Annotated in this window: 23 protein-coding genes; 16 read left to right on the top strand and 7 right to left on the bottom strand. The window is 45.8% G+C overall.

Annotated elements, in window-relative coordinates; translation table 11 throughout:
• Position 1: 1 nt before the first annotated feature.
• Positions 2-1,297: a cytosine permease gene (locus tag ACK1LH_RS15820; RefSeq protein ID WP_029279113.1), complete on the bottom strand. Its 1,296-nt coding sequence runs from the start codon at positions 1,295-1,297 to the stop codon at positions 2-4.
• 141 nt (positions 1,298-1,438) lie between these two features.
• Between ACK1LH_RS15820 and ACK1LH_RS15815 the strand changes: the two genes are divergently transcribed.
• The gene (locus ACK1LH_RS15815; protein WP_029279115.1) at positions 1,439-2,197 is read left to right on the top strand and encodes an SDR family oxidoreductase; all 759 of its coding nucleotides are present in this window, start codon (positions 1,439-1,441) and stop codon (positions 2,195-2,197) included.
• 217 nt (positions 2,198-2,414) lie between these two features.
• A complete protein-coding gene (gene ald, locus ACK1LH_RS15810) occupies positions 2,415-3,533 on the top strand; it encodes an alanine dehydrogenase (protein ID WP_282033080.1) in 1,119 nt (372 codons plus the stop codon).
• Positions 3,534-4,089: 556 nt separating this feature from the next.
• On the opposite strand, the gene ACK1LH_RS15805 is transcribed toward ald, so the two are convergent.
• Positions 4,090-4,218 (bottom strand): hypothetical protein, encoded by a 129-nt coding sequence (locus ACK1LH_RS15805; protein WP_277987831.1) that lies wholly within the window; start codon positions 4,216-4,218, stop codon positions 4,090-4,092.
• A 119-nt stretch (positions 4,219-4,337) separates the two neighbouring features.
• Here ACK1LH_RS15805 and ACK1LH_RS15800 point away from each other — a divergent pair, with 119 nt between their 5' ends.
• From ACK1LH_RS15800 to ACK1LH_RS15790, 3 genes are all read left to right on the top strand, one after another.
• Positions 4,338-5,018: a metal-dependent hydrolase gene (locus tag ACK1LH_RS15800; protein WP_411333562.1), complete on the top strand. Its 681-nt coding sequence runs from the start codon at positions 4,338-4,340 to the stop codon at positions 5,016-5,018.
• 87 nt (positions 5,019-5,105) lie between these two features.
• Positions 5,106-5,339: a hypothetical protein gene (locus tag ACK1LH_RS15795; protein WP_029566854.1), complete on the top strand. Its 234-nt coding sequence runs from the start codon at positions 5,106-5,108 to the stop codon at positions 5,337-5,339.
• Between the two features lie 65 nt (positions 5,340-5,404).
• Entirely contained in the window at positions 5,405-6,724 is a 1,320-nt protein-coding gene (locus ACK1LH_RS15790) for a DRTGG domain-containing protein (RefSeq protein WP_029566853.1), read from the top strand.
• A 67-nt stretch (positions 6,725-6,791) separates the two neighbouring features.
• Here the strand turns inward: ACK1LH_RS15790 and ACK1LH_RS15785 are convergent, their stop codons facing one another.
• On the bottom strand, positions 6,792-7,088 hold the full coding sequence (locus ACK1LH_RS15785; protein ID WP_029566852.1) for a YtpI family protein: 297 nt from the start codon (positions 7,086-7,088) through the stop codon (positions 6,792-6,794).
• A 146-nt stretch (positions 7,089-7,234) separates the two neighbouring features.
• Between ACK1LH_RS15785 and ACK1LH_RS15780 the strand changes: the two genes are divergently transcribed.
• Positions 7,235-8,176: a DHH family phosphoesterase gene (locus tag ACK1LH_RS15780; RefSeq protein WP_029566851.1), complete on the top strand. Its 942-nt coding sequence runs from the start codon at positions 7,235-7,237 to the stop codon at positions 8,174-8,176.
• A gap of 15 nt (positions 8,177-8,191) precedes the next feature.
• On the opposite strand, the gene ACK1LH_RS15775 is transcribed toward ACK1LH_RS15780, so the two are convergent.
• From ACK1LH_RS15775 to ACK1LH_RS15765, 3 genes are all read right to left on the bottom strand, one after another.
• Positions 8,192-8,374: a hypothetical protein gene (locus tag ACK1LH_RS15775; RefSeq protein ID WP_029279131.1), complete on the bottom strand. Its 183-nt coding sequence runs from the start codon at positions 8,372-8,374 to the stop codon at positions 8,192-8,194.
• A gap of 135 nt (positions 8,375-8,509) precedes the next feature.
• Positions 8,510-9,013, bottom strand: coding sequence for a sporulation membrane protein YtrI (ytrI, locus tag ACK1LH_RS15770; RefSeq protein WP_029566850.1), 504 nt, complete (start codon positions 9,011-9,013; stop codon positions 8,510-8,512).
• The gene (locus tag ACK1LH_RS15765; RefSeq protein WP_029566849.1) at positions 9,010-9,348 is read right to left on the bottom strand and encodes a YtrH family sporulation protein; all 339 of its coding nucleotides are present in this window, start codon (positions 9,346-9,348) and stop codon (positions 9,010-9,012) included. The genes ytrI and ACK1LH_RS15765 overlap by 4 nt, the downstream gene beginning before the upstream one ends.
• Before the next feature lie 132 nt (positions 9,349-9,480).
• On the opposite strand from ACK1LH_RS15765, the gene dnaE reads away from it, so the two are divergent.
• From dnaE to ACK1LH_RS15725, 8 genes are all read left to right on the top strand, one after another.
• Positions 9,481-12,843 carry a DNA polymerase III subunit alpha gene (gene dnaE / locus ACK1LH_RS15760; RefSeq protein ID WP_411335108.1) on the top strand — a complete coding sequence of 1,121 codons (3,363 nt, stop codon included), beginning with the start codon at positions 9,481-9,483 and terminating at the stop codon, positions 12,841-12,843.
• 120 nt (positions 12,844-12,963) lie between these two features.
• Positions 12,964-14,199, top strand: coding sequence for an NADP-dependent malic enzyme (locus ACK1LH_RS15755; protein WP_029566847.1), 1,236 nt, complete (start codon positions 12,964-12,966; stop codon positions 14,197-14,199).
• Positions 14,200-14,209: 10 nt separating this feature from the next.
• Complete coding sequence (locus tag ACK1LH_RS15750; RefSeq protein WP_051865422.1) at positions 14,210-14,836, top strand: FadR/GntR family transcriptional regulator; 627 nt, start codon at positions 14,210-14,212, stop codon at positions 14,834-14,836.
• A gap of 127 nt (positions 14,837-14,963) precedes the next feature.
• The gene (gene accD / locus ACK1LH_RS15745) at positions 14,964-15,827 is read left to right on the top strand and encodes an acetyl-CoA carboxylase, carboxyltransferase subunit beta (protein WP_029279141.1); all 864 of its coding nucleotides are present in this window, start codon (positions 14,964-14,966) and stop codon (positions 15,825-15,827) included.
• On the top strand, positions 15,821-16,798 hold the full coding sequence (gene accA / locus ACK1LH_RS15740) for an acetyl-CoA carboxylase carboxyl transferase subunit alpha (RefSeq protein WP_029279143.1): 978 nt from the start codon (positions 15,821-15,823) through the stop codon (positions 16,796-16,798). The genes accD and accA overlap by 7 nt, the downstream gene beginning before the upstream one ends.
• Positions 16,799-17,136: 338 nt before the next feature.
• Positions 17,137-18,096, top strand: a complete 960-nt coding sequence (pfkA, locus tag ACK1LH_RS15735; RefSeq protein WP_029279145.1) for a 6-phosphofructokinase — start codon at positions 17,137-17,139, stop codon at positions 18,094-18,096.
• 54 nt (positions 18,097-18,150) lie between these two features.
• Positions 18,151-19,911: a pyruvate kinase gene (gene pyk, locus ACK1LH_RS15730; RefSeq protein WP_029279147.1), complete on the top strand. Its 1,761-nt coding sequence runs from the start codon at positions 18,151-18,153 to the stop codon at positions 19,909-19,911.
• Positions 19,912-20,023: 112 nt separating this feature from the next.
• On the top strand, positions 20,024-20,410 hold the full coding sequence (locus tag ACK1LH_RS15725; protein WP_029279149.1) for an FxsA family protein: 387 nt from the start codon (positions 20,024-20,026) through the stop codon (positions 20,408-20,410).
• An 89-nt stretch (positions 20,411-20,499) separates the two neighbouring features.
• Here ACK1LH_RS15725 and ytvI read toward each other — a convergent pair whose 3' ends face one another.
• Positions 20,500-21,612 (bottom strand): sporulation integral membrane protein YtvI, encoded by a 1,113-nt coding sequence (gene ytvI / locus ACK1LH_RS15720; RefSeq protein ID WP_411333561.1) that lies wholly within the window; start codon positions 21,610-21,612, stop codon positions 20,500-20,502.
• A gap of 52 nt (positions 21,613-21,664) precedes the next feature.
• Between ytvI and ACK1LH_RS15715 the strand changes: the two genes are divergently transcribed.
• Positions 21,665-22,123, top strand: coding sequence for a DUF441 domain-containing protein (locus tag ACK1LH_RS15715; protein WP_029279153.1), 459 nt, complete (start codon positions 21,665-21,667; stop codon positions 22,121-22,123).
• A 391-nt stretch (positions 22,124-22,514) separates the two neighbouring features.
• A complete protein-coding gene (gene citZ / locus ACK1LH_RS15710) occupies positions 22,515-23,633 on the top strand; it encodes a citrate synthase (RefSeq protein WP_029279155.1) in 1,119 nt (372 codons plus the stop codon).
• Positions 23,634-23,639: the final 6 nt, after the last annotated feature.

Here is a 23,639-nt window from a genome sequence, read left to right as displayed (position 1 = left end):
CTCAGGATGACTTTTTTTGTCCTTTCAGCAAAGCGGTGTAAAGCACCAATGTAAAAATGAAAGAAACAAACCCGGGGGACAGAGATTCCGGGATGATCCAATAAAACGCAATGCCGCAGAGGATGGACGCTGCACCTTTCCTGTTAAGCTTTCGTACATGCAATTCCCTGCCCTTTAGCTGCAAGTGTGTAAATTCAGCAATAATAACAGCAGACAGCGGGACGATGGCAGAGCCCATCCATGAAATAAAGGAGGAAGCTTCTGTCACTAAAGAGGGCATCGTGCTGCATGCGACAGCGGCTGTGCCGAACACGACTGCACTCTTCAGTCTTCCAAGGGAAGGGAAAATATTCAGCAGACTGAAAGCCCCTGTATACGCATTGTTTAAGTTGATGGAAAACATGGACAATATGGAACAGATCAGAATGACAGATACAAGCGTCACCGAGTCTGTCAGCGCGCTCGCTGAAATGAAAGGATTCAGCTCCCCGAAATGTGCCGCACTGTAAGCGCCGAAAAGTGCGGTCAGGATAAATCCGAATAGATTGCCGGCATAGAGTCCGAAGAATCCCTGCTTTGGAGACTTTGCGTATCTTGCCATATCAGCAGAAGCACTGACACCTGAAATATACTGGACAAACACGAGGCTCGCATAAAAAGCCATTGCAGGCAGGGATGAGGAAGAATATTCCGGCACACTCGGCGATGATAAGAGAGCAGGATCTGCAGTAAAATATAAATAAACCATAACGGCCTGCCCCGCAAGAAGGAATGGCAGGAAGTACTTTGTCATGCGTTTGACGGCATCAAACCCGGCTGCAGCGACGGCAGCCATGAAAATCCCAAGAAGCACGGCAGTCAGAGCAAAATGAGGGGAAAAAGAAAAATAGCGCCTGCAGATTTCTATGATCATGAACGTTCCGCCAATCGTTTGTACGCAAAACCAGTAAAGAGAGGTCAGTGTTCTGACCGGCGATGAGAAAAAACGCGCTCCGCTGACGCCGATATACGATCTCATTGCATATTGGGCAGGAATTCCGTGAACTGAGCCGGGCAGCGAAAGCAGAGACACAAATAAAAAGGCCAATGCAGCTCCAATGACTGTGGAGACGGCTGCCTGCATAACAGACAGGCCTCCTTCCATGACGGCCAGAGCAGGAAGAAGGAAATTCCCTGCATTCACCGAAAAAGATAATTGAATCAAAAAGTAATCAAACCATGATGTGCTGCGGAGCTCCTTTGGAACAGCTTCCAGACCGAAACGTTCCATTTTTGACCGTACTGCAGGTTGAGACATATGTATTCCGCCTTTTTTAAAAGTGAACGCACCGTGAAAAACATTCAGCGCAGATAAGATTATTGTAAGATTCCTTTCTGTTCAATACAATGGAAAAGAAGCAGCATTACATTTCCCGGACCACCGAGGAGGATTTTGCCATTGAGACACGCAATTATTACAGCCGGTTCCAAAGGACTGGGACGAAAAGTGACGGAAATCTTCCTTGAGAAAGGCTACTCCGTTACGGTCAATTACCGCAGCGATGAAGATGCTGTGCTGCAGCTAAAAGAAAAATATGCGCACATAAGCGAACGCATGCTTTTTTTGAAAGGCGATGTCACAAAAAAAGATGATCTCATAAAGCTTGCGGATGAAACTCTCAGCACATTCGGCCGGATTGACTGCTTAATCAATAATGCAGGGCCATACATATTTGAGCGCAAGAAGCTTGCAGATTATGAAGATGATGAATGGTATGAAATGATTGAAGGCAATCTTAGCGCGGTCTTTCACCTTTTCAAAAAAGTGATACCGGTCATGAGACAGCAGCAGTACGGACGGATCATCACCTACGGATTTCAGGGAGCTGAATCATCATCCGGCTGGCTACACCGTTCTGCTTTCAGCGCAGCGAAAACAGGACTTGCCTCTCTGACAAAGACAATTGCCATTGAAGAAGCGGAGAATGGCATTACTGCGAACATGATTTGCCCGGGCAATATTGTGGGAGAGATGAAGGAAGCTTCCATCCATGAGTCGAGAAAAACACCTGATTCAGAAACGCCTGTAGGCAGATCCGGCACCGGAGAAGATATCGGCAGGCTCATCTCCTTTTTGTGCGAGGAAGATTCTGACATGATCACTGGAGCCATCGTTGAAGCTTCAGGGGCAGTCAACGTGCTGAGCCGAAGACAATAAGAGAAACCCCGGAGATTCCGGGGTTTTTTGTATGTGTTTTTTATTGGGGGGCTGAGGGAACGGGAGTGACACTGAAGACTCCACATGCCTGAAGAAGAGCACGTTCAGATGCGCACATTTAGCAGGAATGGATTTCCAAATTTCGTGTGTTTCCATATACTAAAGAAAGGAAATACTTATAGCAGAAACGGAATGTAATGGCACAGGAGGAAGATGTATGAAAATCGGCATCCCCAAGGAAGTTAAAAATAATGAAAACCGTGTTGCTATGACCCCGGCCGGCGTTGTTCACCTCGTTCAGGCAGGACATGAAGTCTATATTGAACAAAATGCAGGCGAAGGATCAGGTTTTCCCGATCACCAGTATACAGAAGCAGGGGCGAAAATTGTTTCTTCCCCTGAAGAAGCCTGGTCTATGGAAATGGTGATGAAGGTAAAAGAGCCGCTGCCTTCTGAATATCAGTATTTCCGCGAAGACCTCATCCTGTTTACCTATTTGCATCTTGCAGCAGAACCTGAGCTGACGCGCGCTTTGATCGATCGGAAGGTCACAGGTATTGCGTATGAAACGGTCCAGCTCCCAAACCGGTCCCTGCCGCTGCTGACGCCAATGAGTGAAGTGGCCGGCAGAATGGCTTCACAAATCGGTGCACAGTTTTTAGAAAAAACGAAAGGCGGAAAGGGAATCCTGCTTTCAGGAGTTCCTGGAGTCAAGCGCGGAAAAGTTGCCATCATCGGCGGAGGAGTAGCAGGCACAAATGCTGCGAAAATTGCGGTCGGACTCGGGGCAGATGTAACGATGCTTGATGTGAATCCGGAACGGCTCCGCCAGCTTGATGATATTTTCGGAAAAGAAATCTCCACGCTGATGTCGAATCCTTTCAATATCGCGTACGCTGCGGCCCAGTCAGATCTAGTGATCGGTGCGGTCCTCATCCCTGGGGCACGGGCCCCGAAGCTCGTGACAGAAGAGATGGTCCAGAGCATGACGCCCGGTTCTGTGATTGTTGATATCGCCATCGATCAGGGAGGCATCTTTGCAACAACCGACAGAATCACGACTCACGATCATCCTACGTATGAAAAGCACGGGGTCCTCCATTATGCGGTGGCAAATATGCCGGGAGCGGTGCCGCGGACCTCGACAATCGCGCTGACAAACGTGACCGTCCCATATGCGGTGCAGATTGCTAACAAAGGGTACAAAAAAGCATGCCTTGAAAATGAGCCGCTTTTAAAAGGCGTTAACACGCTGAAGGGATTTGTCACATACGAAGCAGTCGCAGAAGCGCATTCATTAACTTACTCGGATGCAAGAGCTCTTCTTGGTGAATAAATGGGATGCGGGCTTGAAAGGCCCGTATCTTTTTTTTGTGGTTCAGCAAGGTTTTGCAGGACGAGGGGAGTAGAGCCTTCAAGAGCTGTATGCAATCGTTTTGATGGCACTGAACAGCAGGAATAGAACCCTCAAGAGCAGCCGTAAGCATTTTGATGGCACTGAACAGCAGGAATAGAACCCTCAAGAAGCGGTCGTAAGCATTTTGATGGCACTGAACAGCAGGAATAGAACCCTCAAGAAGCGGTCGTAAGCATTTTGATGGCACTGAAAGCCAGGAATAGAACCCTCAAGAGCAGCCTGGAGCCTATTTGGTGGCACTGAACAGCAGGAATAGAACCCTCAAAATCAGCCGTAAGAGTTTTGATGGTACTGAACGCCAGGAATAGAACCCTCAAAATCAGCCGTAAGAGTTTTGGTGGTACTGAACAGCAGGAATAGAACCCTCAAAATCAGCCGTAAGCATTTTGATGGCACTGAACCGGAGGATAAGAACCCTCAAAATCAGGCGTAAGCGTTTTGATGGCACTGAACAGGAGGATAAGAACCCTCAAAATCAGGCGTAAGCGTTTTGATGGTACTGAAAGCCAGGATAAGAACCCTCAAAATCAGCCGTAAGCGTTTTGATGGCACTGAACAGCAGGATAAGAACCCTCAAGAGCAGCCGGAACCATTTTGATGGCACCAAACACCCTCCATCTCAAAAAAAGAAGTCTCTCAAACCTATTCGGCCGTACCCTCACATTCGACAGCCCCCTCTATTTTTAGTACGATAAAACTATCAATTAAATGGGAGTGAGAGACATGAACGTTTCATACCATGGCCATTCTGTTGTACAGATTAAAACGGATCAGCACACGATTATCATTGACCCATTCATTAACGGGAACGGTCAGACGGACCTGAAAACGGATGATTTGAAAGTGGATGTGATTTTGCTTACACACGGACACAATGATCATGTTGGCGACACCATCGAACTTGCAAAGAAAAATAATGCGCTTGTTGTGGCGCCGTTTGAACTTGCTACATATTTGGGATGGAAGGGTCTTAACGTTCATCCGATGCACATTGGAGGATCTTACACATTTGATTTTGGCACGGTCAAGCTGACTCAGGCTTTCCACGGCTCGAGCTATGAGGAAGAGGGAGAAAAAATCGTTTATACTGGTATGCCTGCGGGAATTCTCTTTAAACATGACGGGAAAACAGTCTATCACGCAGGAGACACAGGTCTTTTTTCTGATATGAAGCTTCTCGGGGAACTGGAAGAGATTGATCTTGCGTTTCTGCCGATCGGCGATAATTTTACAATGGGGCCGGAGGATGCAGCCATAGCAGCAAAATGGATCAAGGCAAAAACCGTCGTTCCAATGCACTACAATACATTTCCAGTAATTGAGCAGAATCCACAGGATTTTATGGACAGCCTCCCTGGGAAAATGGGAAAAGTCATGAAAGCGGGAGACTCTATTAAACTATAATCACCATCAAAAATGCAGGCAATGCCTGCATTTTTTTCATGAATGCGCATAAAATGAACCAAGCTGTTTTAAAAGGAGCTGGTTAATATGCGTATTGTCTATTTGCTGCTGGCGGGGGCCATGCTGTTTTATGCACTGCCAAGACTGGATATCTCAAGTGCAAATCCTCTTGAAAGCCTGTTTTCTCTCATCTGGATTCTGTTTGCTCTCTTTGCTGCAGGCGGAAATTTAACGGGTCTGATGTATGCACCGAAAAAACACAAAGCAAAACAGGCGCAAGTGCGCAGGATGAAAGTAAGACAGCGTGCAGCGGCGCGTTGATATAAAGCGGTCTCACCCTTATAATAGAAAAAGAAAGAATGGCTGATAAAAAAGGGTGAAGAAGCTTGGCGACAAAGCATGAGCAAATACTGCAGCATATTGACGGCCTCCCGATCGGGGAAAAGATTTCGGTCAGGCAGGTCGCGAAAGATATGAACGTAAGTGAAGGCACTGCATACCGTGCGATTAAAGAAGCCGAAAACAAAGGCTATGTAAGCACGATTGAGCGTGTTGGAACCATTAGGATTGAAAAGAAAAAGAAAGAAAATATTGAAAAACTCACATACGCTGAAGTTGTAAATATCGTAGATGGACAAGTCCTGGGCGGACGGGCGGGACTTCATAAAACGCTCAACAAGTTTGTCATCGGCGCCATGAAGCTTGAGGCGATGATGCGCTATACGGGTGCCGGGAATCTTCTAATCGTAGGGAACCGGACAAATGCTCATCAGCTCGCCATTGAAGCGGGTGCAGCTGTGCTGATTACCGGGGGTTTTGACACTGACGAGCATGTAAAGAGAATTGCTGATGAAGCCGAGCTTCCGATTATTTCAACAAGCTATGATACGTTTACTGTGGCAACCATGATTAACAGAGCGATTTACGATCAGCTGATCAAAAAGGAAATTGTTCTGGTTGAAGATATTCTCACAACGCTTGATAAAACGATATGCCTGAAAACGACTGATACAGTAGATGAGTGGTATCAGCATAATGTGAATACTGGCCACGGCCGTTTTCCGGTCATTGATAACCAGCTGAGGGTACAGGGTATGGTCACCTCAAAAGACGTGATGGGGTATGACCGCAGTGTGATTGTTGAGAAAGTCATGACGAAAAATCCAATCACGGTCATTGGGAAAACATCCGTTGCCTCAGCGGCGCAAATGATGGTCTGGGAAGGCATTGAGGTTTTGCCTGTAGTCGATCAGAATAACCGGCTGGAAGGAATGATCAGCCGTCAGGACGTTCTTCAGGCGCTGCAAATGATTCAAAGGCAGCCTCAGATCGGCGAGAAGCTGGATGACATCGTGACCAATCAGTTTATTGTCACGGCTGAGGATGCAAAAAAAGCGAATGTCTACCGTTTTCAAGTATCCCCGCAAATGACAAATCATCTCGGCACGATTTCATATGGTGTATTTACAACCGTCGTGACAGAAGCGACAAACCGGTACCTTCGCACACAGAAAAAAGGCGAAATTGTCGTTGAAAACATCACGATTTACTTTATGAAGCCTGTTCAGATGGACAGCATGCTTGAAGTGCATCCAAAAATCCTTGAAGTCGGGCGCAAGTTCGGAAAGATTGATGTTGAGGTATTCAGCAGCGGAGTGGCAGTAGGCAAAGCCATGCTGATGGTGCAGCTGATTGAGAGAAACTGAAAATAGGTAAAAAAAGCAGGCAGGGAAAACGAGAGTTTCCCTGCCTGCTTTTTTAAACCAAGCGATTTCAGCCTTCCCTTGCTTCTTTTGCAGCGTGAGGAAGATAGTGCTTATAGGCTTTGTAGCCGGCCCAGCTGCTGGCAAGTCCGACAACCATAAAAATAATCCCAACGACCAAAGAAACCGTTGAATGAAATAGGAACAGCTGGTTCAGGCCGAACAAAAACACAAATACACCCAGTGCCATGCTCGATTTTGCAGAGAGCCACTGTTTTTCCATCGGCTTTCTTGTTCTGTAAAACTTCACTTTATAGAAAAGATAAAAAGAGAAGGCAAATACGATCAGAATGACAAGTACAGGCATTAAGAATAACCTCCATAGTAAACTTACATCCTCTATTTTAATCATTCTTGCGCAGGATTGCTATAACGAAAGACAAGATTCGCTTTCTGCCGGGACGGTTTTATGCTTTAATTAGTCTATAATCAGGTTCGAAAAGGAGACTGCATATGAAACAGGAAATTCTGTCAGAGATTAAACAGTATGAAACGATCATCATTCACCGCCACGTGCGTCCTGACCCGGATGCATACGGATCACAATGCGGACTGACCGAGATCATCAAGGCATCTTTTCCGGAAAAGAACGTCCTTGCAGCTGGACTTGGTGAACCCTCACTCGAATTTTTATATAAAATGGACAACGTGAAAGACAGTGACTACGAGGGAGCACTTGTGATTGTCTGCGACACGGCCAATCAAGAGCGTGTGTGTGATCAGCGCTATCATACAGGTGCAAAGCTTATAAAGATCGACCACCATCCAAATGAAGATCCATATGGAGACCTTCTGTGGGTGGATACGTCCGCAAGTTCAGTCAGTGAAATGATTTATGAATTTTATCTTGCGGGCAAAGAAGACGGGCTTGTTTTGCCTGACAAAGCAGCAGAGCTGATTTACGCGGGAATTGTCGGCGATACGGGCAGATTCCTTTTTCCAAGCACGACGAAAAAAACATTAAGATATGCCAGTGAGCTTGTTGAGTATGATTTTTCATTTACAGGCATTTATGATGAGATGTATAAGACGAAATATAATGCGGCTAAGCTCAGCGGCTATGTTCTGCAGAATTTCAAGCTGTCGTCATCGGGTGCTGCTTCCATGATCCTGACGAAAGAGATACTGGAGCAATTTGAAGTGAGTGCTTCTGAGGCTTCACAGCTGGTAGGCATGCTTGGCAATATTGAAGGTCTCCGGGCATGGGTCTTTTTTGTAGAAGAAGCAGATCAAATCAGAGTAAGGCTGAGATCCAAAGGTCCGGTTATTAATGAACTGGCAAAAAAATACCGCGGCGGCGGCCATCCGCTTGCTTCAGGTGCATCAGTCACAAGCTGGGAAGAAGCGGATCAGGTTCTTTCAGATCTTGAAAGCATCTGCCGAAGCTTTCAATAAACAAGAAAGATGAACTTATTTCACAGGGATAAACCAGTATCCGAATTCAGTTGAATCTTCGTGAAAGGTCAGTCCCTGTGCAAGAAGTTCTTTTTTAATCAGTGAAGCAAGCTCGTTTGACTCCGCATAAGCTGAATAGCCTTCTTTAAGGCGTGCCGCTTTTTCCCGGGCCATCTGTTTGTGGTTTAAGACATACATCCTCATTCCTCCTGATTTTGGGTTTGCTGCTATTACCATTCTACCCGAAAGGCAGGAAGGAGTGCGGTTTAATTAATTGAAATTTCTAAAAATAAACCATTCGGTTCCTGCGGCAAGGTTCGTTAGTCCCGTTTTCTATTTTGCGAATGAGACTTTAAGCTCGATTGAGAGGGTGGTGTATATGAACATTTCCTCAATTTCTACCCGGTACTGCTTGTCATCGATTTTATATACTTTGTTTTCGACCGCTTTTTTCATCAGCTTTCTCGTTTTATAAACACTTTCCAAATCCTTTGCCAAAACATCAGACACATCTTCTTTCACCTGATCCTCAATCATAAAAGTCATCAGGGATGTAAACTGATAGCGTTCCCCGTTCATTAAGGTCACGCTGATCTTCTGCACCCGGAGTTTTTCCTGAGTGATTTTATTCAGATTCTGAATCTCCTCATAGTAGCTTTTATTTGTCTGACTCAAATCTTCAATGGTGTACGTCTGTTCTTCAATTTTTGTCACCAGTTTCTCCTGCCACTCGCCGTATATATAAAGGAAGATGCACCAGCTGATGATGGCGCCGAGCACCATGCCTCCAAAAAGCCGCTGCCAGGATGGGCGCCTGTATAATGGAGGGATTCTCATTCCGGTGTCTCCTGCGTCAGCCATAAGATCAGGAGCCAGCCAGTCTGCGCGCCGCCCATGGCTGAAATGATCAGCAGGACCTGTTTAATCACATCACGTGTCTCTCCTTCAAAAAATCCTCTTTCAAAGCTTGAAAAAGCGTCAAAGGTACCCCCGATTGCAGCGACAAGGGCCCATATTTTCAGTCTGTTTGCAAGACTGTAAATCGTCGACAGCGGAGGCTCACCTGCTAAGTAAGCACCTATGCCGCCAACAATCGATCCGCCGAGAATTACGCCGAGTGCTATGAAATAACTGTTGATAAAGGCCGGAATAAACGCCTCTTTAACCTCCATGCGATTCACCCCTTTCTTCTATGTATATGGACAAACAATGGAAGTATGAGATGGGACAGCTTCAATTTGTGTCACTTTTCAATAGAGAATATAATAAAAAGAAGAGATTTAGAGAAAGGACGGGACATGCGATTGCCATTTGTTCACCTTCAAGTTCAAAGTGCCTACAGTCTGCTGAACAGTTCAGCGCGAATCGACCGGCTTGTTGAAAAAACAGCAGCCCATGGAGCAAAATCACTCGCGATTACTGACTTCCATACGATGTATGGAGCGGTAGCTTTTTATAAAACATGCATGAAACACGGCATCAAACCCATTATCGGGCTAATAGCGTCTGTTACGCTCGAAGAACAGGGCGCAAGCGGGGGATACCCCCTTGTTCTGCTTGCCAAAAACAATGAAGGATACAGAAATCTGATCAAAATCAGCAGTGTTCTTCAAACAAGATCTCCAGAAGGAATAAAATCCCGGTGGATGAAATCCTACAGCTCCGGAATTATCGGGTTAACCCCCGGTGACAAGGGCTTGGTGGAACAGGCGGTCCTGAGCGGGGATAAAGAGGAAGCGGAAAAAACGCTCTTGCTCTATAAATCACTGTTTCATGAAGGTGATTTCTATCTTTCGCTCCAAAACCACAGCCTGCATACAGATAAAGAACTGCAGAAAGGTATTTTAGAATTAAGCGGAAAAACAGGGGTGCCTGCCGCCGCTGCCAACAACGTTCACTATATCGAAAAAGAAGATGCGTTTGCCCACAACTGCCTTCTTGCCATAAAAAACGGTGCAAAGCTTGAAGACGACAGTGACTTCGCCCTTCCTTCCAATCAGTACTATTTAAAATCCCCTGCTGAAATGGCAGAGCTTTTCAGGGATTGTCCCGAAGCTCTTGAAAACACTCTGAAAATAGCAGACATGTGCCAGGTCACAATGGAACTTGGACAGACCCGTCTTCCGAAGTATCCTTCACCTGACGGCCAGCCGGCTGACGAATATTTGGAGCGCCTGTGCCTGTCTGGCCTCAAAGAGAGGTTCGGGGATCCGCCGGACAGCTATTACAAAAGGCTTGACTATGAGCTGAATGTGATCAGGGAGATGAAATTCAGCGACTATTTCCTGATTGTCTGGGATTTCATGAAATATGCCCATGATAATCGAATTCTTACGGGTCCGGGAAGGGGATCTGCAGCAGGCTCACTTGTTGCCTATGTCCTCAGAATCACAGATGTGGATCCCATTGAGCACCGCCTTTTATTTGAACGCTTCTTAAATCCAGAGCGGATAAATATGCCTGATATAGATATTGATTTTCCTGATTCTAAAAGGGATGAGATCATTTCGTATGTGGCAGAAAAGTACGGGGCGATGCACGCAGCTCAAATCGTGACGTTTGGAACACTCGCTGCGAAAGCTTCCCTCAGGGATGTCGGGAGAGTCATGGGGGCGTCTGCCAAGGAGGCGGATGTTCTTGCAAAGCTCATTCCTTCAAAGCCCGGGTGCACCTTGGAGCAGGTTTTCTCAGAATCCAAAGACCTTCAGCAGCTTCTGAATGAGTCGGATTTGTACAGGAGGATTTTTGAAACAGCCGTAAAGCTTGAAGGCCTTCCGAGGCACACCTCCACACATGCAGCGGGCATGGTGCTGAGCAGCCAGCCGCTTACAGATATCGTTCCGATCCAGGAGGGGCATAACGGCATTTATTTAACTCAGTTTTCAATGGATTATCTTGAGGATCTTGGGCTTTTGAAAATGGATTTTCTCGGCCTCAGAAATTTGACGCTGATTGAGCAGATCACAGGTTTAATCGAGCGCCATGAAAAGAAACGGATTGATTTTGCCCGCATTTCCTACGCGGATGATAAAACGTTCGACCTTCTTGGCAAAGGGGACACAACAGGGGTCTTTCAGCTTGAATCAGACGGGATGCGCAGCGTTCTGAAACGGCTCAAGCCGACAGATCTTGAAGATATAGTGGCTGTAAATGCCCTGTACCGTCCGGGTCCGATGGAAAATATTCCGCTTTACATCAGAAGAAAACATCTGGAAGAAAAAATCGAGTACCCGCATCCGGACCTGCTGCCCATCCTTCAAACGACGAACGGCGTTATCGTCTACCAGGAGCAGATCATGGAGATTGCGTCTAAAATGGCCGGTTTTTCTTTAGGCGAAGCGGATCTTCTAAGACGCGCTGTCGGAAAGAAACAAAAGGAAATACTTGACCGGGAGAGAGAGCACTTTGTCTCGGGCTGTCTGAATAACGGCTATGACCGGACGTCTGCAAACCATATTTACGACTTGATCGTCAAATTTGCAAATTACGGATTCAACCGCAGCCATGCTGTCGCCTACAGCATGATTTCTTTTCAGCTTGCCTATTTAAAAGCCCACTATCCTGTTTATTTTACGGCCGCTCTTTTAACCAGCGTGATCGGCAACGATGAAAAAACGGCCCAGTACATTCGCGAGGCAAAGCAGCATGGAGTCACAGTTCTTCCTCCTTCTATTAATAGAAGCGAATATCCTTTTCTTGTCGAAAACGGAAACATCCGCTTTAGTCTGAATGCGATTAAGAGTGTAGGCGTCAACGCTGTAAAAGAAATCTACGCAGCCAGAAAGAAAAAAGCGTTCTCAGATCTGTTTGATTTCTGCACAAGGGTATCCATGAAGACCGTGAACAGACGAGTTGTTGAGTCTCTTATCTTTTCGGGAGCCATGGATGAGTTTGGGATGGAGAGGTCCACTCTGCTTGCAAGCCTGGATCTTGCGATTGAACATGCTGCCCTCTTTTCAACGGATGATGAAAATCAATTTGATTTGTTTTTAGAAGAGGAAGAATTCAGCATCAAGCCGAAATATATAGAAGTTGAGCCGTTCAAAACGGAAGAAAAGCTGAAGTTTGAAAAAGAGTCGCTTGGTTTTTATTTTTCAAGCCATCCTGCTTCAGCCCATTTGCCGCTGTTTCAGCGTGCGGGAGTTCTTCCGCTGAGTGAAGCCGTTCTCGGCGGTCAGAAAAAAGTGAAGGTCGGCGTGTTTATTTCTGCCATGCGCACGATCCGGACAAAAAAAGGCGAGGTCATGGCGTTTCTTGCCTTGAGTGATGAAAGCGGAGATCTTGAAGCGGTGGCTTTTCCGAACGTTTATACGAAGGCCCGGAATTTGCTTGATCAGGGAAATGTAGTCATTCTTACAGGCAAAATGGAAAACCGCAGCGACCGCACGCAGCTGATTATTTCTGAAGCGGAAACAGTGGATGATCTGAAGAAAAGAGCAAAGACGCTCTTTTTAAAAATTGAGGAATTGCATCTCGCGGAAGGAAAGCTTCAAACCGTGCAGAATACTCTTAAAAAGCACCGCGGCACAACGCCTGTAATTCTCTATTATGAAAAAGAGAAAAAGAGCGTCAGACTGCCGGATGAATATAACACAGAAGCGAGTGCTGCATGTCTTTCAGAGCTTAGAAATTTACTCGGGGAGAAAAATGCAGCCGTCAAAGAATAAGCACAAAGGTCCGGTGCCGGACAAAAAGACAGGACTTTACAATACTTAAAATTATGTTATGATTTATTATTGGCTGGAGGTGGTCTGACCACCTCCAAATAGACCCTAAGGAGTGAGAACATGTCATTGCGCGAAGAAGCATTACATATGCATCTAGTTCATAAAGGAAAGCTTGAATCGAAATCAAAAGTACCAGTCAGAAATGCTAAAGACCTGAGCTTAGCATATTCTCCAGGGGTCGCTGAACCTTGCAAAGCGATTTATGAAGATAAAAATAAAGTGTACGACTATACAATGAAAGGCAACATGGTTGCCGTTGTTTCTGATGGAACGGCTGTCCTTGGGCTTGGAAATATCGGACCGGAGGCAGCACTTCCTGTTATGGAAGGGAAAGCTGTTCTTTTCAAAAGCTTCGCAGGTGTTGATGCGTTTCCAATCTGTTTAAACACAACGGATGTGGACAAGATTGTAGAAACGGTCAAACTTCTCGAACCTACTTTCGGCGGCGTGAATCTTGAGGATATTGCTGCACCGAATTGCTTTGTCATTGAAGAGCGCCTGAAAAAAGAAACGAATATTCCGATTTTCCATGATGACCAGCATGGCACAGCCATCGTTACAGTGGCAGGTCTTGTGAACGCATTGAAGCTTGCGGGCAAATCCATGTCAAGCATCAGGGTGGTTGCAAACGGAGCGGGTGCGGCAGGCATTGCCATCATTAAATTGCTTTACCGCTACGGTGTGCGCGATATTATCATGTGCGATTCCAAAGGGTCGATCTTTGAAGGCCGCTCTTATGGAATGAACAGTGTAAAAGAGGAAGTGGCCAAATATACAAACCGCGACCGCACAGAGGGAAGCCTGGCCGATGTCATTAAAGATGCGGACGTGTTTATCGGCGTTTCAGTAGAAGGGGCTTTGACGAAAGAAATGATTGCATCCATGAAAAAAGATCCGATCATCTTTGCAATGGCAAACCCTGTCCCTGAAATCATGCCTCATGAAGCGAAAGAAGCGGGCGCAATGGTCATCGGAACGGGCCGTTCAGATTTCCCGAATCAAGTAAACAACGTTCTTGCTTTCCCGGGCATTTTCCGCGGCGCGCTTGATGTGCGTGCTACACACATTAATGAACAAATGAAGATTGCGGCTGTAGAAGCGATTGCTGCCCTGATTTCAACTGAGGAGCTGACGGCGGATTATGTCATCCCGGCTCCATTTGATGCAAGAGTTGCTCCTGCGGTGGCTGCGGCTGTTGCGAGGGCAGCAATGGAAACCGGAGTGGCCAGAATAAAAGCCGATCCTGAGGAAATTGCAGAAAAAACGAAGCAGCTTGCGATTATTGAAACAAAGTGAGTGATGTACAATGAGTGCATCTAAACCTAAAGTATATATCGAAATTCTTCGCGAAATCAGGTCGATCATCAAAGAAGACGGGCTCGCTGCGGGCGATAAGATTCCATCTGAACGCGAGCTTGCCGAACGTCTGCAGGCAGGACGGTCCTCTGTCAGAGAAGCGCTTCGGGCGCTTGAGCTCCTGGGGATCATTGAAACAAGGCGCGGGGAAGGCACCTTTATTAAAGATTTTCGCGACAATGACCTTGTCGAAATTCTCGGCACCTTTATTCTTCAGGATAAAAATGCAATTTCTGATCTTACTGAGATGAATAAGCTTCTTGAATATAATGCCCTGCAGGTCCTGCTTGCAAAAGACCGCGAGACGGAACTGAAAGAACTGAGAGACAGGCTGAAGCAGGAGACGATGGCCCATGCAGCATTCATGACGGAGCTTATGAAACTGTCGGATAATTTTCTGCTGTACCGTATCTGGACGGTTGTCAGCGAGTATGTAAAGCTGATTCAGCCCAAACATGAGTCCGGACCTCAAGCCGTCTATGAAGAAATCATCGACGGACTGCTTTCCAAGGACGAAAATCGTGTATTCCAATCTTTTTACACTCTAGCTCATAAAGAAAGTGCCGATAAGGCATAACATCTTTTTTCGGAAAGGCTTCCCTGCTGCCGGTCTTATTATCAGCGGCGCAGATTCACAGCCTGCAAAAAAATGGATGATGGTCAGGCAATTGCCCGGTCATTTTCATAGAAAAGGAGGCAGCGATTTGTTAAAGGATTTATTTTCAAAGAAAAAGAAATATGCATCCATTCCTTCAGATCAGGCAAAGCACGATGTGCCTGAAGGAATTATGACAAAATGTCCAAGCTGTAAAAAGATTATGTATACGAAAGAATTAAATAAAAACCTGCGCGTGTGCATGAACTGCGGCCACCACCATACAATGAATGCCAAAGAGCGCATTAAGAGTTTATTTGATGAACATACATTTAAAGAGTTTGATAAAGAGATGGTTTCTGAAAACCCTCTTAATTTTCCGGGCTATCTTGAAAAAGTAGAAAAAGACCGGAAGAAAACAAAGATGAATGAAGCGGTTGTAACAGGCGAGGGAGCCATTAACGGCAATCAGACCGTTGTTGCAGTCATGGATGCCACTTTCCGGATGGGAAGCATGGGGTCAGTCGTTGGAGAAAAGATTACGAGAGCGATTGAGCGTGCGAATGAAAGAAAGCTTCCATTCATCATCTTTACAGCTTCAGGCGGCGCCAGAATGCAGGAAGGTGTTTTAAGCCTTATGCAGATGGCCAAAACGAGCTCTGCCCTGAAACTGTTCAGTGATAACGGCGGATTGATCATTTCTGTAATGACACACCCGACAACAGGCGGTGTTTCAGCAAGCTTTGCCTCTTTGGGAGACTACAATTTTGCTGAACCGAAAGCGCTAATCGGTTTTGCCGGCAGACGGATTATTGAACAGACGATCAGAGAAGATCTGCCGGAAGATTTCCAGACAGCAGAATTTCTATTAAAACACGGTCAGCTTGATGCGGTCATCCACCGTCTCGATATGAAGGATACTCTTTCGAATATCCTTGAGCTTCATTCCTCAGGAGGTGCATCTTCATGGTAGGGGAACTGGAATTTGAAAAGCCCGTCACAGAACTGAGGGCGAAAATCTCTGAACTGAAACAGTTTACGGAAAGTACAGATGTGGACTTGTCTGCTGAGATCTCTAAGCTTGAAGGGCGCCTTGAAAAGCTTGAGAGAGAAATTTACACAAATCTTCAGCCGTGGGACAGAGTTCAGATTGCAAGACATCCGAACCGTCCGACAACGCTTGATTATATTGAAAAGCTCTTCACAAACTTTTTCGAGCTTCATGGTGACCGGTATTATGGGGATGATGAAGCCATCGTAGGCGGAATTGCCAAGTTTAACGGGCTCCCTGTAACGGTCATTGGCCATCAGCGCGGAAAAGATACAAAAGAAAACATCCGCAGAAACTTCGGAATGCCTCATCCAGAAGGCTACCGCAAGGCACTCAGACTGATGCATCAGGCTGACAAGTTCGGCCGTCCGATCATTTGCCTGATTGATACAAAAGGAGCATACCCTGGAAAAGCAGCCGAAGAACGTGGCCAAAGTGAAGCCATTGCAAAGAACCTTTTTGAAATGGCAGGGTTATCCGTACCGGTCATCTGCATCGTTATCGGCGAGGGCGGAAGCGGCGGTGCGCTTGCTCTTGGAGTCGGCAACCACATCCATATGCTTGAGAATTCAACCTATTCGGTTATTTCCCCGGAAGGAGCTGCTGCCCTTTTGTGGAAAGATTCAGGACTTGCCAAAAAGGCAGCGGAAACGATGAAAATCACGGCCCCGGATCTGAAAGAACTGGGCGTTATTGATCAAATCATCAAAGAAGTAAAAGGCGGCGCCCACAGGGATGTTGCTGAACAGGCAAAAAATATGAATGGGGTCATTCATGATTCGCTGAAAGAGCTTTTAAAGCTCGATGGAGAGCAGCTGATTCAGCACCGCTATGAAAAGTTTAAAAGAATCGGCCAGGTTTCGTTTGCAGAGGAAATTATTGGGGTAAAATAGATTAACGTGTAGCCTTCGGAAGGAAGGCGGCACGTTTCTTTTTTTGAAAGGACTGTTTTTCAGACCTTGAATTCTTAAATGAAGAATGCCAAATCTGGTTATTCATAGAAAAACAGCCAGTTCATGTGAGTGAGATTATTCGACAATCCCAAAAGGAAGCGTTTACTTGACTTAATTTTCAAAGATTCGCTGAAAACCCTTCAGGACAGGCGGTTTTATTGTATAATGAGAAAGGTTTAAAGGTAACGTGAAATTTCGACATTTGTCGTTTCTTGTCTATTGTATTGCCCATTTCTTCATGTTATTTTAATATCACATACTACTTTGGGGTGAGAAAAATGAAAAAAATCGGCGTATTAACCAGTGGAGGAGATTCACCTGGCATGAACGCTGCCGTGCGTGCTGTCGTACGTAAAGCGATCTATCATGACGTAGAGGTGTTCGGCATTTATCATGGTTATTCAGGCTTAATTGCAGGCCATATAGAAAAACTTGAACTCGGTTCGGTAGGAGATATTATCCACCGCGGGGGTACAAAGCTCTACACAGCCCGCTGCCCGGAGTTTAAAACAGTTGAAGGCCAGCTCAAAGGCATCGAACAGCTGAAAAAGCACGGCATTGAAGGCCTTGTAGTCATCGGCGGAGACGGTTCTTACATGGGAGCTAAAAAACTGACTGAACACGGTTTCCCGTGCGTAGGCGTTCCAGGCACCATTGACAATGACATTCCAGGCACAGATTTTACAATCGGATTTGACACGGCACTTAATACCGTGATTGATGCAATAGACAAAATTCGTGATACAGCAACTTCACATGAGCGTACATATGTAATTGAAGTAATGGGACGCCATGCAGGAGATCTTGCATTATGGTCCGGCCTTGCAGGCGGAGCAGAAACGATTCTGATTCCTGAAGTTGACTATGATATGGAAGATATACTTGCCCGTCTGAAGCACGGAACAGACCGCGGCAAAAAGCACAGTATCATCATTGTTGCTGAAGGCGTTGGAAGCGGAGTTGACTTCGGAAGAAGGATCGAAGAAGCTACAAACCTCGAAACACGTGTCTCCGTTCTTGGCCACATTCAGCGCGGAGGATCGCCAACAGCATTTGACAGAGTCCTTGCAAGCCGTCTGGGAGCTTACGCTGTAGAACTTCTTCTTGAAGGCAAAGGCGGACGTGCGGTCGGTATTCAAAGCAACAAGCTGACGAACAATGATATCCTCGAAATTCTAGACACACCGCATACGATTGATCAGAACATGTACCAGCTTTCCAAAGAATTATCCATCTGATTTCCAATCAGACTGGTATCGTTTTCATACCTATATACAGGAGGAATTTATCGAATGAGAAAAACGAAAATAGTTTGTACGATCGGCCCTGCAAGTGAAAGTGTAGAGAAGCTCACACAATTGATGGAAGCAGGCATGAACGTATCACGCCTGAACTTCTCCCACGGAGATTTTGAAGAGCACGGAGCACGCATCAAAAACATCCGTGAAGCAGCTGCAAAGCTTAATAAGAATGTTGCCATCCTTCTTGATACGAAAGGACCGGAAATCCGCACGCATTCTATGCAGGACGGAGCAATTGAACTCGTGGCAGGATCTGAAGTAACGGTTTCTATGACTGAAGTTCTTGGTACAGCAGACAAGTTCTCCATTTCTTACGAAGGTCTTATCGACGATGTTCATACAGGTTCAATCATTCTTCTTGATGACGGTCTGATCGGTCTTGAAGTAATTGAAATCAATAAACAGGCGAGTGAAATCAGAACAAAGATCCTTAACACAGGAACACTTAAAAATAAAAAAGGCGTCAACGTGCCGGGAGTAAGTGTAAAACTTCCTGGAATCACTGAAAAAGATGCAAATGACATTGTGTTCGGAATTGAGCAGGGAGTGGACTTTATCGCTGCATCATTCGTGCGCCGCGCAGCAGATGTTCTTGAGATCCGCGAATTGCTTGAAAAACATGGAGCATCTCAAATCCAGATCATCCCGAAAATTGAAAACCAGGAAGGCGTCGACAACATCGATGAAATTCTTGAAGTATCAGACGGCCTTATGGTAGCGCGCGGAGACCTTGGCGTTGAAATTCCTGCAGAAGAAGTGCCTCTTGTTCAAAAAGAATTGATCAAAAAGTGCAACGCAGCAGGCAAGCCTGTTATCACAGCTACTCAAATGCTTGACAGCATGCAGCGCAACCCGCGCCCTACACGCGCAGAAGCAAGTGACGTTGCAAACGCCATTTTCGACGGAACAGATGCAATCATGCTTTCTGGTGAAACAGCAGCCGGTTCATACCCTGTTGAAGCTGTTCAAACAATGAACAACATCGCTTCACGTGCAGAGCAGGCGCTGGATTACAAGCAGATCCTTGCAAAACGCAGCGAGCAGGCTGATATGACGATTACAGATGCAATCGGACAATCGGTTGCACATACAGGCTTGAACCTTCAGGCAGCTGCAATTGTAGCAACAACTGAAAGCGGCCATACTGCACGCATGATCTCAAAATACCGCCCTAAAGCTCCAATCGTTGCGGTTACATCATGTGAATCTGTTTCACGCAAGCTTGCTCTTGTATGGGGTGTACATTCACGCAACGGCGAACAGTCTTCATCAACAGATGAAATGCTTGATCAGGCTGTTCAGGAATCCCTTCTTTCAGGTGTAGTCAAGCATGGTGATCTGATTGTCATCACAGCTGGTGTGCCGATCGGGGAAACAGGCACAACAAACTTGATGAAAGTTCATGTTGTCGGCGACGTTATCGCTAAAGGCCAGGGCATTGGCCGCAAAACAGCATTCGGCAAAGTTGTAGTGGCAAGCTCAGCTGCTGATGCAGAAGCAAAAATGACACAGGGAGCCATTCTGGTTTCTCAAAGCACAGACCGCGACATGATGCCTGCGCTTGAAAAAGCTGCTGCTCTTATTACGGAAGAAGGCGGCTTGACAAGTCACGCTGCAGTTGTAGGCTTAAGCCTTGGAATTCCTGTTATTGTCGGCGTTGAAAACGCAACAGCTATCTTAAAAGACGGACAGGAAATCACAGTAGACGGATCACGCGGTGCCATCTATCAAGGACACGCTAGCGTCCTTTAAGTGAATACAGAAAAAGAGAAGGGCAGACCCCTTCTCTTTTTTGCATGTGTTTCATATACTTTTCCAGAAGATGAACAAGCCTTTTTATCCAAAACGCGAGGTGAATTTCACATTGAGATATATCCTGCCTTTTTTAATCATCATCCCTGCGCTTGAGATTGGCATTTTGCTGTTCTCAGGCAAAACGCTCGGAATTATTCCGACCATTCTGCTGATCATTGCAACAGGAGTCGGAGGCGCCTTCCTGGCCAAAAAACAAGGCATAGAAACCATTCAAAAAGTCCAGAGAGAAATGAGCAGGGGCAACATTCCCGGAGACTCGATACTCGACGGACTCTGCATCCTTACAGGCGGCCTTCTTTTGCTCACACCGGGCTTTGTCACCGATATAACCGGTTTTATGCTGCTCATACCCGGCACAAGGAAAATGTTTAAACCGCTTCTTCAGAAGCAGATCAGCAAAATGATTGAACGAAACCGGTTCACCATTATCAGATAGAGCCGGGTGAAGCTTGCCGGCAAGAAAGATCCCCCGAAAAAATTCGGGGGATTTCTTATCTGTATGCAGGAGAAAAACAGGCGATTGGCCTAATCGCGGCTCGTTCCTGTAATAAACTTCCATGCATCCTCAAAAACCCCGGCGTTCTGAAGGGCGTTAAAAATGACAAGAGCAACCGGCCCTGCAATCAGGCCTAAAAACCCAATCAGCTTAAAGCCGACAAACAGAGAAAGCAGGGTAGCAAGCGGATCAAGACCAATGGTAGAAGAGAGAATTTTCGGTTCTATCAGCTGCCTTTGCATTAAGATAATAAGATACAGCGCGCCAAGTCCAATAGCAAAGGGGAGTTCGCCGCTGAAAGCAGAGTAGATGATCCAGGGAACAAAGACAAGACCGGTGCCAAGGTACGGCAATAGATCGACCAGGCCAATCAGCAAAGCTATCGTGATTGCATAATCCACTCTCAATAAGAGCAACCCTATAAGGACGGTCACAGTGGTAATGCTGATCAAAATAATCTGGGCCTTTATAAAACCAAATAATGCTTTTTTTAAGTCATCTGCGACAGATCTTCCGCTTTTTCGTGCTTTGACGGGAAGATACTTTCTAAGTAATTTCTGGAACTTGTACCAGTCTTTGCTGATAAAAAAAGCGGCTAAAAGAGAAAAGACAGCGGCAGTTGCTGCATTGGGAAGCCAGCTGATCAGAAGCGGAATGTTTTCTAATATTTCTTTTAGAAATTCTGCCGCGTTTGAACCGACTTGCTCACCGGTGTGCTGGATGTTTGCAAGAATCGTTTTTTGCTGGGAGGCATCAAGAGTATTAAACAGCGCTGCAAAGTCCTCATAAACCGGCAGAATCCGGTCTAAAGTAAATGTTTCTATATATACAACAAGCGTTTTAAAATGCTCAGGTACAGACGAAGCTAAATAAGTCGTACCCGCTACAATCTCTGCAATCAGAAGTGTGACCATTCCTGCAAAGACAATGACTAAGCACGCAATAGACAAAAACACGGCAACGCCGCGAACCATCCGCCTCTCAAGCAGATCGACAAAAGGATTTATAATAGAGGCTAATAAAAAACCTATAATAAATGGATAAGCGAGGGCGGATACATAATAGACGGACGCAGCTGCAGCTATGATAATTGCTGTGACTGCAAGGGCTCTGAAGGCCGCATGTGCCAGTTGTGCATTCAATAAAATACCCTCCTTTTCTCTTTTGGGGAAAAATCCGGAAAGGAAGAATGAAATGAATCAACCTGTCCTATTTTTAATCATATTATTCATCGTTGGATTTCTTGCCAAAAATCAGTCATTAATGTTTGCAGTAGGTTTTCTTCTTGCTGTAAAACTGACCGGACTGGATGAAAAGCTGTTTCCGCACATTCAGTCGAAAGGAATAAATTGGGGGGTTACGGTTATTACGATTGCCGTTCTCGTCCCGATTGCCACAGGAGATATCGGATTTAAGCAGCTGACAGAAGCAATGAAATCCTCCTACGCATGGATTGCCCTGGGTGCAGGAATTGCTGTGGCGCTGATTGCTAAAAACGGTTTGACTCTGCTGCAGGATGATCCGCACATTACAACAGCGCTTGTATTTGGCACCATTCTCGCCGTTTCATTATTTGGGGGAGTGGCAGTCGGGCCGCTGATCGGGGCAGGCATTGCCTATCTGGCCATGCAAACGGTTAAATTTTTTGGTTAATATAATAAATTCTGATACAATATACGAGAAGGCGCCTTGAAAACCTATTATTCATCTTAAATATCATTTTTCTGACAAATTTTTTGCTTCTGGAAATTCTTTTCGTTCACAAAAATCAGATAATTGTTTATAATGGATATAGGCAGTATGATTACGCCTTCTTGTTCATCTTAAGTCACAATTGAAGATAACATTCGATGTGGCTCTTATAATGGCTGTAAATGTAAGCATTTTCTTTTTAAAAATGCTTGAGTATTGAGCAAGCGCTCGGTCGTTTAAATAATTGGAAGAATGGGCAAATAAGAAGAAAAATGGATTTGTCGAATGCTATCTTTTATTGCTGACGAGAAGAGCGGATCAATGGGGATATTTTTGCAAAGGAGAGATTTACATGACAACAACACGGGGTCTGGAGGGAGTAGTTGCTACTACTTCATCCGTAAGTTCAATTATTGATGATACTCTTACATATGCGGGGTATAACATCGATGATTTAGCAGAGAATGCTAGTTTCGAAGAGGTTGTATATTTATTGTGGCACAGAAAGCTTCCTGATCATGCAGAGCTTGCACAGATTAAAAAAGAGCTTGCAGAGAATGCGGAAATTCCGCAGGAGGTTGTCAGCCATTTTAAATCGTACGACCTTAAGTCAGTGCATCCGATGGCGGCGCTCCGCACAGCTGTTTCCCTTCTTGGGCTGTTTGACAGCGAAGCCGATGTCATGGATCCGGAAGCGAACTACCGCAAAGCGATCCGTCTGCAGGCTAAACTGCCTACAATTGTGGCTGCATTCGCACGTATCCGCAAGGGGCTTGAGCCTATTAAACCGAAGGCAGATGCCAGTTTAGCAGAAAACTTCCTGTATACACTGACAGGCGAAGAGCCAAGCAGTGTTGCGGTTGAGGCTTTCAACAAGGCACTCGTTCTTCATGCAGATCATGAATTAAATGCATCTACATTCACAGCGCGTGTCTGTGTGGCGACACTGTCAGACGTCTATTCCGGAATCACTGCAGCGATCGGAGCTCTAAAAGGGCCGCTTCACGGGGGAGCAAACGAAGCTGTTATGAAGATGCTGAAGGAAATCGGCGATGTGGATAACGTCGAAGCGTATCTTCACGAAAAGTTTGCCCGCAAAGAAAAAATCATGGGATTCGGACACCGCGTATATCGCCAGGGAGATCCGAGAGCCAAGCATCTCAGAGAAATGTCCGAGAAGCTCACCAACCTGACAGGCGAACCAAAATGGTTTGAAATGTCCACAAAAATCGAAGAGGTCGTAACCAGCGAAAAATCAATTCCGCCGAATGTTGATTTCTATTCAGCATCCATGTACCACAGTCTTGGAATTGACCATGACCTTTTCACGCCGATCTTTGCTGTCAGCCGTGTATCAGGATGGCTTGCACACATTCTTGAGCAGTACGAAAACAACCGCCTGATCCGCCCTCGCGCAGATTACACAGGCCCTGACATGCAAAAATACGTTCCAATCGAGCAGCGCGGCTGATTTAAG

Origin of the sequence: Metabacillus indicus, assembly GCF_046603695.1 — a bacterium.
Classification (GTDB): domain Bacteria; phylum Bacillota; class Bacilli; order Bacillales; family Bacillaceae; genus Bacillus_P; species Bacillus_P indicus.
The sequence above is the reverse complement of the archived record's forward strand: the minus strand, read 5'-3'. Positions and strand labels throughout refer to the sequence as shown.